Raw genomic sequence first — 10,430 nt, forward strand, 5'->3', positions numbered from 1 at the left:
CACGGCTTCCGCCGCGCCATGGTCACACCCCACAAACACGGGAACACATACACCTCCACCGTGCCACAGCGAGATCATTCTGCAAGGACTCCTTAGGGAAGCAGCCCCGCCCCGGCAGGGGACGGGAGACCACGGACATTCAGCCGAACGTGTCAACCATGTCCAGAGCACAAACGGTCAAGCATCTCCTGAACCCTCAGCAGACCGCCTGCAGGGCTCGATTCCCGGGCTGTTGGAGGCGGGCGACCACACGCCCGCCGGCGCGCAACAGCCCCCACCACCCCGCACCGCAGCCCCCACCCCCCGGACCACAACCACCAAGACCCCCACCACAGCAGGTCACGGCATTGTGCAGGTCGCGGCATTGCGCAGCCCACCCAGTCGAAACCGGCGCAACGACACGGCTCTTGCGCGCCGGCAGAGGCCGCACCGCACCCGCCGCAGTACGCAGCCCACGCACACCGGACGGCCCTCATGCGCATCCTGGCTGCTCACGCACCGGAGCTGCGCAACGGGCCCAGAAGCGAATGCGCAGCCGACTGCGCATCCCGGCATCCCGGGTCCGAAAGCTCATCTCGCGGCGCCGGGCGGGCGTTGCGGCGGAGCCGGAACTGCTCACCACGCAGCAGGAACAGTGGCAGCGCATCCAAGAGCGGATCGCCGAACAGGGCCAGACGCCGGCCGTGCGGAAGATGAACCGCGCCATCGGACCGGCCAGCGCCCCGGCCGTGCACCGCCGGCCGCGGCAGCGCACGCAGTAGAGCATGTCTGCCGTAGTTCCCGACCGGTGTTCGCAGCACTGTTTTCGCAGGCCGGCGGCCAGCCGCATCATGGGCGCTGTGCCCGTCGATCACCGACCACACAATCGCGACCGAGCGGATCGCCTCGGGAACGACGAAGTGCGCGGGTAAGGGCCTACCCGCAGCCGGCGAAGACCGTTTCCCGGAACGACCTCGATCGTTTCCCTCCGCCCGGGCGGGCCGCCGCAATCTGATCACTACCGCCGCGTGCCGGCGCCGCTGACGGCAACAGGAACCGTGGCCGGGCCTCCCGGGCAGTGACGTGGCCGAGGCGGACGTCCCAGTGGCCGCCTCGCCAGGTGAGAGAGACCGGCAACAGGGGCGGCACGGCCAGATGCCAGAAGGCTCTTGCCGGTAGGGCCAGAGCATGAATGAGCGCGGCCCGGACAACGGCTGCTTCGGTGATCGCCACCACGTGGCCCATGTCGGGCGCCACGTGGTCCAGCCAGTCGGCTGTCCGGCGGCACAGCTGGCGCACCGACTCGCCTTCGTGTGGCGCGGCATCCGGGTCCGTGAGCCAGGCGCTGAACCCGTCGGGGTCGGCTGCGGCAACGTCGTCGACGGTGCGACCGCACCAGGTGCCGAGGTCGAGATCGCGCAGCGCAGGTTCGACCGCTGCCGTCAGGCCGAAGGCGTCCGCGGTCTGCGCGCACCGGTTCGAGCGCGCCCGGACGGCCATCGTGTGCACAGGGAGCGCTGGTCCCCCGGCGCCGGCCCTACGCACACTGCGCTCACTCACGGGGGCGTCACCGAGGAGCGGATCCACGGCGGCGTCGCCGCCGGGCGCACTCACCAACGTCAGGCGGATCGTCATAAGACCAACCTCCTCCTGGCCCGGCCCGGCGCTACGCCGTGACCCGTGCGCTCCAGGATCGGTGAAAGCCTCCCGCTGCAACATCCGTCATACGGCCGGAAGACGCCCGCCGACCGGCCGGCGCGACCCGCGACCCGGCCGGACTCGGCAGGGGCCACCCGTTGCGCCGCAACGCGTAACTTCGAGTAGCGGCGGTCGACGATGCGGCGCTCATCCGAGCGGGCGGCGCAGGGCTACCTGGCCGCGGGCGCGCCCGTCACCGCACGCCCGCCCCAGCGGCCCCTCTCAACCGGCGGTCCGGGGGCATGAGGCACGGCGGCAGAGGGCCGCGGGGGCCGAGGAGACCTCGAGGCCGCCGCGGCCGGCCTGCCGGGGAACCGCCCGGCCGACGGATCGCCGACCGGCTCCGGCCACCGGGGCAAGGAGCAGACCGCTCACGGCGGTCCGGGACGACATGGCGAAACCGCCGATCACGTCTGACCGCCCGCCACCGCAGCCCCGGCTCCGGCTCCGGCTCCGCCAACCGTGCTCCCGTCGCGTCCGGCCCCACACCGTTGAGCCCCTGATACCATCGACATCGATAGATGATTATGTTCGCGTAATAGTTTGCCGACAGGCAAGTTAAGTGGGGTGACAATGACTGCGGACCTGACCGGCACCGTCGAGGCCGAACCCCTCGACCGGCTGGGCTTTCTGCTCGCCCGGCACGGCGCCATCGCCTACGCCCGCACCGAGCACGCCTTCAAGCTGTGCGGACTGACACCCCGCCAAGGCGCGACGCTGGTGATGCTGGGCGAGTCGGGACACATGAGCCAGAAGGGCATGGCGCAGGTCCTGGAGGTGGATCCCAGCATCCTGTGCGGGATCCTGAACGATCTCGAGGACACGCACCTCGTCGAACGCCGGCGCGACCCGGCCGACCGGCGCCGCCACATCGTGGCGCTCACCGACGAAGGCAGCCGCGTCCTGGCCAAGGCCCAGGACGCCATCACTGCCGTGGAGAAGGAACTCTTCGCCGACTTCACCCCCGAAGAGCTCACGACCCTCCGCAGCCTCCTCGCCCGGGTCAGGACGTCCAAGAGCGTCACGACGTCCGAGGGCGACTTCGCCTGCACCTGACCGACCCGCCACCACGCAGTTAGGGGCCACGGGTTTCCCGTGGCCCCTTTGCCGTACCCCCTTCCGGGAATCCGCGGCAGCCCGGGCAGTTTGGTTTCGGTGAGTCGACAGTCACACCCGTTCATTCATTGACGACCCTCAACGATCTGTTAGCGTCAATGCATGACGTTGCTCAGCCGTATCGGCCACGAGCCCTCGGCATAACGCGTCGATCGTTCACCGCCCGCACCACAGACCGGGCGAAGCAAGGAGACGGAACCATGAAGAAGCTGATGACCCGCGTCGCCCTCGCCGCCGCCACCGTGACCATGACCGGCAGCGCCCTCGTCGCCGTCACCGGCCCCGCCTCGGCAGCCACCCTGCCCGCGGCCCAGCACAGCGCTCACCCCACCACCGCCGTCGCCACCGTGGCCCAGCACGCCAACCTCTCCCGCATCGGCCAGGGATGGTCCCTCTCGGACGGGCAGCGTGAATGGCACGGCGAGCGGGACCAGTCGGGCTACTCGTACTGGCGCTCCGACGACAACGGTCGCCAGCTCCGCTACGACGGCCACCGCGTCTACCACCGGCACCAGGGACAGTGGGTCGCCGTCGCCCAGGCCGACGAGCGCGCCTACGCCTTCGACCGCTGGCACTTCGACCAGCTCTGGACCGTCCGCGTCATCGAGGACCCCTACGGCATCTGAGCCCGAGCCCGAACCGCCCGGAACCCCCACCCGGAGAAGACCATGACGCCGCCGATCCGCACCATCAAGACCCTTCGCCGCCTCCGCCCGGTCACCGACCGCGGTACCGGCCGGCACCGCGGGAAGCCTTCCCCCGAGCGCCCCTCCGCCCTGGACGCCCCCGCAAGCGGCCGCCACCGCCGCACCGAGGCCCCCGCCCTTCCCGCGTCCGCCTGACACCGCCCCACACGACGCGCCCCTGCCAGGCCGACGGCGCGACGAACCCCCGCCGTGCACGCCCGGTACCGCGAAGCACCAGTACCCCCGACACGGCAGCGGCCGACCCGGTGAACAACACCGCCGACCACCGCCCGCGAACCGAGCGAGGCGGACACACCACCGCCCGGCCGGCGCCCCGGAAGGGCACGCGTCGCACCCCCGCCTCCACGGCGGGAGCGGACCCGGGCAGCGACCGCCCCGTCGCCCCCGCCACGAACCACACCGCCGCGCCGCCGACGACCGCGGCCGCCATCCCGCACCAGGCCGGCATCACCACATCACCGGCCCGCACCGATGACAGCCGTGCGCACCAGCGGCACCGCAGTGTCGAAGAGCCAGAGCGGCGCGTCGAAGCCGGCGCGCAGCAAACCACAGCGGACGCAGGCGGCAAACACGGCCAGGACAGCCCATGGCATCGCCGCGGGAGCAATAGCCAAGAGTTGCGGGTGAACTGATCTCAGTTTGAGCTGCGGTGGTTGAGGCTGGTCCTGGCAGTGTGGCGGATCCGCTTGGTCCGGCCGGCTTCGGCGAGGATCTCGATGGCCTCGGTGTTCATACCAGCGGCGGCCCTCAGCTGGAGCCAGTTGGATGACGCGAGCAGGTCATCCGGCTGCCAGGGCAGCCTGAGCGTGACGGCGCGAAAGAGAGACCACTCCCACAGGCACTGGGCCAGGAAGGGGTGGTCGATCGTGGCCTGGGTCATCGCCTGCGCCCACCCCTCGTAGGTGGGGCCGAGGCAGAGGCCGGCGGCTCGACGGTCCAGGTGCCGCAGCACGGCGGACTGGGCCATCGTCTGGTCCACATCAGTGAGCACGCGGCTGACCAGGTCGACCTCGTCCGGGTCGGCAACCTGCCTCAGCTTGTCGAGGTAGGCCGCGAAGCGGACGTGCTCGTCCGGGTTCTGCAGGAAGTCGTGGACGTTCATGCGGCATGCTCCTCGCGATCCGCACGCCGGCGGTGCCGAGCGCTGTCCACGCCACCCGGCGCAGACCAACCGGCCTTTCCGGCACGGCTGGCCGACTCACCACGATGGTGGGTACCCACAGCTGGGCTCATCACGTGACTTCGCCGTCGAAGCCGTAGGGCGGAATGGTCCATCGCATCACCGTCTCCCCCGCCTCGCCGGCTTCGAGCGTGACCGGATAGACCTGCCCGGTATGCCGCTCAGTGGATCACTTGCGCCGCACGGTCTGTTGGGAGGGAGCGCTCGTGGGCAAGGTTCGTAAGGTTCGTGATAGGGACGTGACAGGAATCGCGCTGCAGAACGTCGAGTTCCCGGCCACCTCCCAGCGGGAAGAACGGCACGAAGGCGATACCGGCCTCCTCGCAGGCCGCCAGGGGTCGGCATCGTCGCGCTGGGTGGCGTGGTGCTGGTTCTGCACGGCGGCAACGGGGGCGATCGCGCGGGCCTCCGCGAGAGCGCACTCATTCACACGGCCGTTCTGTGACGCTTCGAAGCTCGGCACTCCGAAGAATCACGGGCGGCCGTGCTCGTTGTCAGGCGAACGGCGAACACCGAAAAGAAATGATCTTGCCGAGATTAAACGCCAAGCTGAGGTTCCGCTTTGTCATTGTTGACTGAGGTTTCGCACGCCGTGTCGGCGGTGGGCTTCAGTACGAGCGCGGTTCGTGCGGGGGCATCTCAAGGTCCTCGTCGATGTCGAGTCGAACGCGGTCCGGCAAGGTGGGCGTGATGTCAGGAAGCGAGCAGGTCGGCAAGTTCCGATCGTGAGCTGATGCCTAAGGGCTGTCCCGTAAATGATCTCCCAGCCGATGAGAGCGCGGGGATCGCTGCGGGGCTCGGCCGCCTAACCGGCGAGGGCGAGGTTGTGCAGGTGGGCGATGCCAAGCATGGCGTGGTGAACACCGTCGCCCTTCAGCCGGCAGTCGCGCAGGATCTTCCAGCCCTTCATGCGGGCGAAGACGTGCTCGACACGGGCACGGACCCTGCGGTGTGAAGTGTTGTGCTCCTCCTTCCAAGCCGGCAGTTCCGCCTGCCCCTTCGCGCGCCGGTGCGGGATGACCAGGCCAGTGCCCCGATAGCCGCCGTCGGCAATCACCGTGGTTCTACCGACGGCCGCCTTGGCCCCGGACAGTTCCCACGCCTTGCAGTCGTTGCGGTTGCCTGGCAGGGGTTGGCCGACCACCACGACTAGCCGCGTGTCCGCGTCGATGACGACCTGGTGGTTGGTGGAGTACCGATAATTCTTCGACTGCTCTGCGACCTGGTGATCACGGGTCGGCACGAGCGTGCCGTCCACGATCAGGACGGCGTCCTTACGGAACCGCCGGCGCGGCTGGAGTGCGAGCAGCGGACCGAGTTGGTCGATGATGCGGTTGGCCGCGGATTTCGAGATCCCGAACAGCGGGGCCAGCTGGCGCAGCGTCAGGTTCGTGCGCCAGTACGCGGCAACCAGCAGTACCCGGTCCTCCAGCGACAGGCTCCACGGCCGGCCCCGCCGCACCTCATCGACACCTTCGCGGCGCAGCGCGGTCACCAGCTTGGTGAAACAGCGCGGGCTCACCCCGGTGAACGGGGCTATCCAAGACGGCTCCGACGCCGTGATCACACCAGCCACACCAAGATCATCTCACTTGTGGCCAGCGCCCGTTGTAGCATCACGCGCCGCAAGGGCGGGGCGACTGATGGTCGGCCGCCCCTATGGCGCACCATTCCCGGCGGAAGGGTAAATGCGTGGAGACAACGGAGCAGCGCTCCCCCGTGGGAAAGAAAGCCGAGTACAGCGCGGCCGCCTGGCTGATCGGGTGGGTGGTCTTTCTGGGGTCCGGGTTCATGGCCTCGAACGTGTTGATCAGTACCTGGGCGAACTGCGACATCGGCACCGACGGCCCCTTCCAGCTCGTTGCATGGGTGGTCGCGTCGACCGGCGTGGCGACCGTGTCCACCGTGCTGTGGGCTGTGATGCGCAAGGTGACGGGTCGCCAACGCTTCTTGCTGCCACTGGTGTTGACGATCCTTGCCAGTGCGACGCTGCTCTGGCCGGAGGTGGCACTGTGGTACGTGTCGCCCGGCCACCCGGACAGCATGTGCGAACCGGGCGGCACGCCCGCGGGGTGGCCCAGTTGGCTGCCTCTGTGAGACGGGCCGCAAGTAGAGCGGCCAGAAGTCGGCCAACGGGGCTATCCGGGACGCCGCCGACGACGTGATCACTCCCGCCACGGCAAGTCCATCTCACCTGTGACCAGGAGTTACGGGACGGCCCTTAGCTCCACGCCTTCGTCGGGCAGCAACGCCCTGGCGCTGCCCGTGGGTGCGGGCGACGTCATTGTGCAGGGCAAGGATCTCGGGGCGACCGCGCAACGGGCCGGCTGGTTTTAGAGTCCGAGGGGTTCAGGCCGCGAGTGACAGGCTGCCGGGGGGGCGGCTTCCTGGCCGGTCGATGTCTGCGACTGGTCGTTCAGACGAGCGCCGGTGTGGAGGCGGGCAGGTAGGGGGTGATGTTGCGCCAGGCGCGCTCGATGTATTCCTCCTTCTCGCCGACCGGGGCGACATAGTGCAGCGCGCTTTCGGCGGCGTCGTTGCCCTCCAGGCGGGCGATGATCCAGGCGGCGAGGTAGTGCGAGGCCAGGCAGCCGCCGGCAGTGGCGATGTTGTCCTTGGCGTGGAAGGGCTGGTTGAGCACCTCTACACCAGCGGCGATGACCCAGGGCTTGGTGGTCAGGTCGGTGCAGGCGGGGATGTCGTTGAGCAGGCCGAGCTTGGCCAGCACGAGCGCGCCGGAGCACTGTGCCGCGATGAGCTGGCGCGAGGGGTCCAGGCGGCGCAGGATGCTCATGATCGCCGGGTCTTCGACGACCTCGCGGGTGGCGATGCCACTGCCGACGATGACGGCGTCAGCGGCGCACGCCTCCTCAAGGGTGGACATCTGTTCGATGACCACTCCGTTCATCGACGTCACCTTGGGGCTGGGGGTGGCGATGGTGACGCGCCAGTCGTCGGTCTTGATGCGGTTGAGCACACCGAGCGCGATCAGGGAGTCGAGCTCGTTGTAGCCCTCGAAGGTGAGGATGGCGATGTGCACGGCGGCTGTCCTTCCGGGTGGGTGGGTCTTGACGGTAAGAACCCGCGAGCAGGACAGTCAAAGAATTGTCATGCGTACAATCTGGTGCATGGCAGCCTCGCGGTACAAAACGCTGGTCGACGCGCTCGCATCCGACATCCGGACCGGCCGGCTCGCCGCGGGCGTGCGGCTGCCGACACACCGCGGGCTCGCCGCCCGTGAGGGCATCGCCGTGGTGACCGCGACCCGGGTGTACGCCGAGCTGGAAACGATGGGCCTGGTGAGCCGCGAACAGGGCCGCGGTACGTTCGTGCGTGACATCGCGGTTCCCTCCGGTCACGGCATCGATCAGCAGGTCGTCGCCACGGATGCGGTCGACCTCAACTTCAACTATCCGTCGCTGCCCGGGCAAGCCGATCTCCTTCGGCAGGCCTTGCGAGAGGTGGCCACCTCCGGTGAACTCGACTCGCTGCTGCGCTACCAACCACATCGAGGGCGTCCCCAGGACAGAGCCTCGATCGCACGGCATCTGAGGCGTCGAGGAATCACCACCGACGCGGATCGGATCCTCATCGCCAACGGCGCACAGCACGGCCTGGCCATCACCGTCATGGCCGCGCTCAACGCCGGCGACGTCGTCGCGGTCGACGCACTCACCTACCCGGGTTTCAAGGTGCTCGCGCATGCCTTCCATCTCGATCTGGAACCCATACCCGCAACCGCCGACGGGCCGAATCTCGATGCCCTCGAGAAGCTGTGCGCGACCCGCCCTGTCCGCGCGATCTACACCATGCCCACCTTGCACAACCCTCTGGGCTGGGTCATGCCGGCACCCGACCGAACCCGCCTGATCAAGATCGCTCGACAGTACGGTCCGCTCCTCATCGAAGACGCCTCCTACGCCTACCTGGTCGAGGACCCTCCAGCGCCTCTGGCCGCAACCGCGCCGGACATCACCGTCTACGTCTCGGGACTGTCCAAGAGCGTCGCCACCGGTCTCCGGGTCGGCTTCGTCGTCGCCCCCCCTTCTGCGGTGCCGTCGCTCGAACGCGCGATTAGGGCGACCACCTGGAACACCCCGGCCCTCACCACCGCGATCGCCTGCCGCTGGATCGAGGACGGCACGGTGGACCACTTGGAAGCGCAGAAACGACACGACGCCAAGGCCCGCCAAGCACTCGCCAGACAAGAACTGGCAGGTCTACCCCTCATCAGCCACCCCTCGTCCTACTTCACATGGCTGCCGCTGCCCGACGACGCACGCGCCGATCGCCTGACCGCCAACCTCGCGCGTCAGCACATCTCGGTATCCACGGCCGAGCCCTTCACCACCTCGAAGCACACACCACAGGCGCTCCGCCTCGCTCTCGGCTCGACCGAACTGGAGAGTCTCCAGTCGACGCTGCGTAGAGTGCGACAAGTCGCTGTCGAGGACGCCTACGCTTGAACTCCCCTGGCCGACCGCCCCTCCCCGAGGCATCGATCTACCCCCTCCCATCCACGTGGCAGGGCATTCCCGGGACCACGCCCACCACTACGGCCTGCCCGCGGCGGTCACGAGGACCGAGTCCACCAGCTGATCCGCGGGGCTGGGCGGCATGCGTCGTGAACGGTCGTTCGTCCAGTGAGCGGCCCAGCGTCCTCCAGGTGGACCTGGTGAAAGCAGATGCTGTGGTCCTCGGTGGCGGCACTGGTAGCAGCTGGCTCCTGACCAGGGGCCGTATCCACCGCGGTCCGTGGCACGCGTGCCCGGAGCAACCAGACGAGGCCCAGGCAGGCCCGTCACCGCGGCCATCTGCACCGCAATGGCCTGAGACGCCATCCGCTGGCGGCGGCCAGCGACCCGTCCCGGCTGGCTACACGATTCCGGGCCAGGCATGGACGTACTGGCATCTGGGCCCCGGACTCGGCCCCGACGACCTCGACGAAGAGCGCGGCCGCGACTGGGCGCACCAGAGTGGGCGGGCCATGGCGGGCAACACCTGTACTGCGTCGCACAGGCCCTAGCGGCGAGTCCGCTGAAGGCACCCCCGCAGTAGCGTGTCCGCAGGCGTCAGCCTCCGGAATGTTCTGGCCTTGGACGTCATCTCGGGCCTCTCGGACTCCGTGAGCCTGTCAGCAGGCCGACTGAGCCAGATTGGCCCTGTCACGCGCAGGGTACTCGGCGGTCATGATCACAGCGCAATTTGGGCCATCCGAATTGGCTGCTTCGGACGCGGCCATCGGCACGATCGGAGCCTTCGTCGGCGGTCTCGTCATCGCTGGTGCCCTGGTGTGGGCTGTCCGGCTGGGCATCAAAGTACGGCGGCGTGAGTCGCGGCCGCCTCGGCGCGGTGAACATCCCAAGCTGCCGGACAGCGGTCCCGTCCAGGAAACCCGGGAAATCAGGGAGCCGGACGAAGTTCCGCGAGCAAAGGACGAGGGCGACCGGCTCAGGCCGAGCAATCTCCACGCCTCCAGTACTAAGCGGAGCGAAGGTCAGACGCGTCCCCGCTGGGATCCTGGTTCCAGCGGCTCCTTCGGAAGCGGCGGCCCGGGCAAGACATGATCCGGCAAGTCACTTCGAGGATGCCAAAAGAATCGATCTTCGGAGCTAGAAGAGTGCGTGGTCCTCAAGATCGGAAGAGCATGCCTCCGTCAACTTGACCCGGCCCTGAAGGACCGGGCTTGGAGGTAGAGCCCAACTGGCTGCTGGGTGGTCTCCTCCGTCCAGACACCCCTATGGGGTGGC

Annotated in this window: 12 protein-coding genes and 2 pseudogenes; 8 read left to right on the plus strand and 6 right to left on the minus strand. The window is 68.7% G+C overall.

Annotated elements, in window-relative coordinates:
• Positions 1–527 precede the first annotated feature (527 nt).
• A complete protein-coding gene (locus ACIBK0_RS51255; protein WP_399097279.1) occupies positions 528–761 on the plus strand; it encodes a hypothetical protein in 234 nt (77 codons plus the stop codon).
• 154 nt (positions 762–915) lie between these two features.
• Here the strand turns inward: ACIBK0_RS51255 and ACIBK0_RS51260 are convergent, their stop codons facing one another.
• Positions 916–1,614, minus strand: a complete 699-nt coding sequence (locus tag ACIBK0_RS51260) for a histidine phosphatase family protein (RefSeq protein WP_399097282.1) — start codon at positions 1,612–1,614, stop codon at positions 916–918.
• 636 nt (positions 1,615–2,250) lie between these two features.
• Between ACIBK0_RS51260 and ACIBK0_RS51265 the strand changes: the two genes are divergently transcribed.
• The 3 genes from ACIBK0_RS51265 to ACIBK0_RS51275 all read left to right on the plus strand — a co-directional run bounded on the left by ACIBK0_RS51265 (position 2,251) and on the right by ACIBK0_RS51275 (position 3,635).
• Positions 2,251–2,733 carry a MarR family winged helix-turn-helix transcriptional regulator gene (locus ACIBK0_RS51265; protein ID WP_399097308.1) on the plus strand — a complete coding sequence of 161 codons (483 nt, stop codon included), beginning with the start codon at positions 2,251–2,253 and terminating at the stop codon, positions 2,731–2,733.
• 260 nt (positions 2,734–2,993) lie between these two features.
• Positions 2,994–3,419 carry a hypothetical protein gene (locus ACIBK0_RS51270; RefSeq protein WP_358389827.1) on the plus strand — a complete coding sequence of 142 codons (426 nt, stop codon included), beginning with the start codon at positions 2,994–2,996 and terminating at the stop codon, positions 3,417–3,419.
• A gap of 42 nt (positions 3,420–3,461) precedes the next feature.
• On the plus strand, positions 3,462–3,635 hold the full coding sequence (locus ACIBK0_RS51275) for a hypothetical protein (RefSeq protein WP_266650125.1): 174 nt from the start codon (positions 3,462–3,464) through the stop codon (positions 3,633–3,635).
• Positions 3,636–3,955: 320 nt separating this feature from the next.
• On the opposite strand, the gene ACIBK0_RS51280 is transcribed toward ACIBK0_RS51275, so the two are convergent.
• The 4 genes and pseudogenes from ACIBK0_RS51280 to ACIBK0_RS51295 form a co-directional block, all read right to left on the minus strand.
• Positions 3,956–4,114 carry a hypothetical protein gene (locus ACIBK0_RS51280; protein ID WP_399097287.1) on the minus strand — a complete coding sequence of 53 codons (159 nt, stop codon included), beginning with the start codon at positions 4,112–4,114 and terminating at the stop codon, positions 3,956–3,958.
• 20 nt (positions 4,115–4,134) lie between these two features.
• Entirely contained in the window at positions 4,135–4,602 is a 468-nt protein-coding gene (locus ACIBK0_RS51285) for a hypothetical protein (RefSeq protein ID WP_399097290.1), read from the minus strand.
• Positions 4,603–4,949: 347 nt separating this feature from the next.
• Positions 4,950–5,095 (minus strand): annotated as a pseudogene (locus ACIBK0_RS51290) (aldo/keto reductase); the annotation flags it as partial.
• A gap of 390 nt (positions 5,096–5,485) precedes the next feature.
• Positions 5,486–6,256 carry a transposase gene (locus tag ACIBK0_RS51295; RefSeq protein ID WP_399097293.1) on the minus strand — a complete coding sequence of 257 codons (771 nt, stop codon included), beginning with the start codon at positions 6,254–6,256 and terminating at the stop codon, positions 5,486–5,488.
• Between the two features lie 143 nt (positions 6,257–6,399).
• Here ACIBK0_RS51295 and ACIBK0_RS51300 point away from each other — a divergent pair, with 143 nt between their 5' ends.
• Positions 6,400–6,777 carry a hypothetical protein gene (locus ACIBK0_RS51300; RefSeq protein ID WP_399097296.1) on the plus strand — a complete coding sequence of 126 codons (378 nt, stop codon included), beginning with the start codon at positions 6,400–6,402 and terminating at the stop codon, positions 6,775–6,777.
• Positions 6,778–7,096: 319 nt separating this feature from the next.
• On the opposite strand, the gene ACIBK0_RS51305 is transcribed toward ACIBK0_RS51300, so the two are convergent.
• The gene (locus tag ACIBK0_RS51305; protein WP_399097299.1) at positions 7,097–7,720 is read right to left on the minus strand and encodes a DJ-1/PfpI family protein; all 624 of its coding nucleotides are present in this window, start codon (positions 7,718–7,720) and stop codon (positions 7,097–7,099) included.
• 88 nt (positions 7,721–7,808) lie between these two features.
• On the opposite strand from ACIBK0_RS51305, the gene ACIBK0_RS51310 reads away from it, so the two are divergent.
• The 3 genes and pseudogenes from ACIBK0_RS51310 (at position 7,809) to ACIBK0_RS51320 (ending at position 10,247) form a co-directional block, all read left to right on the plus strand.
• Positions 7,809–9,146 (plus strand): PLP-dependent aminotransferase family protein, encoded by a 1,338-nt coding sequence (locus ACIBK0_RS51310; RefSeq protein ID WP_399097302.1) that lies wholly within the window; start codon positions 7,809–7,811, stop codon positions 9,144–9,146.
• A gap of 407 nt (positions 9,147–9,553) precedes the next feature.
• Positions 9,554–9,738 (plus strand): annotated as a pseudogene (locus ACIBK0_RS51315) (flavodoxin family protein); the annotation flags it as partial.
• A 131-nt stretch (positions 9,739–9,869) separates the two neighbouring features.
• Positions 9,870–10,247, plus strand: a complete 378-nt coding sequence (locus tag ACIBK0_RS51320; protein WP_399097305.1) for a DUF6479 family protein — start codon at positions 9,870–9,872, stop codon at positions 10,245–10,247.
• The last annotated feature ends 183 nt before the right edge of the window (positions 10,248–10,430 follow it).

Source organism: Streptomyces sp. NPDC050564 (assembly GCF_044457265.1).
Classification (GTDB): domain Bacteria; phylum Actinomycetota; class Actinomycetes; order Streptomycetales; family Streptomycetaceae; genus Streptomyces.

What these genes read in the sequence shown, in the direction of transcription:
- ACIBK0_RS51255 (WP_399097279.1), top strand. Translation starts at nt 528, where the DNA reads ATGCGCAGCCGACTGCGCATCCCGGCATCCCGGGTCCGAAAGCTCATC.
- ACIBK0_RS51260 (WP_399097282.1), bottom strand. Translation starts at nt 1,614, where the DNA reads ATGACGATCCGCCTGACGTTGGTGAGTGCGCCCGGCGGCGACGCCGCC.
- ACIBK0_RS51265 (WP_399097308.1), top strand. Translation starts at nt 2,251, where the DNA reads ATGACTGCGGACCTGACCGGCACCGTCGAGGCCGAACCCCTCGACCGG.
- ACIBK0_RS51270 (WP_358389827.1), top strand. Translation starts at nt 2,994, where the DNA reads ATGAAGAAGCTGATGACCCGCGTCGCCCTCGCCGCCGCCACCGTGACC.
- ACIBK0_RS51275 (WP_266650125.1), top strand. Translation starts at nt 3,462, where the DNA reads ATGACGCCGCCGATCCGCACCATCAAGACCCTTCGCCGCCTCCGCCCG.
- ACIBK0_RS51285 (WP_399097290.1), bottom strand. Translation starts at nt 4,602, where the DNA reads ATGAACGTCCACGACTTCCTGCAGAACCCGGACGAGCACGTCCGCTTC.
- ACIBK0_RS51310 (WP_399097302.1), top strand. Translation starts at nt 7,809, where the DNA reads ATGGCAGCCTCGCGGTACAAAACGCTGGTCGACGCGCTCGCATCCGAC.
- ACIBK0_RS51320 (WP_399097305.1), top strand. Translation starts at nt 9,870, where the DNA reads ATGATCACAGCGCAATTTGGGCCATCCGAATTGGCTGCTTCGGACGCG.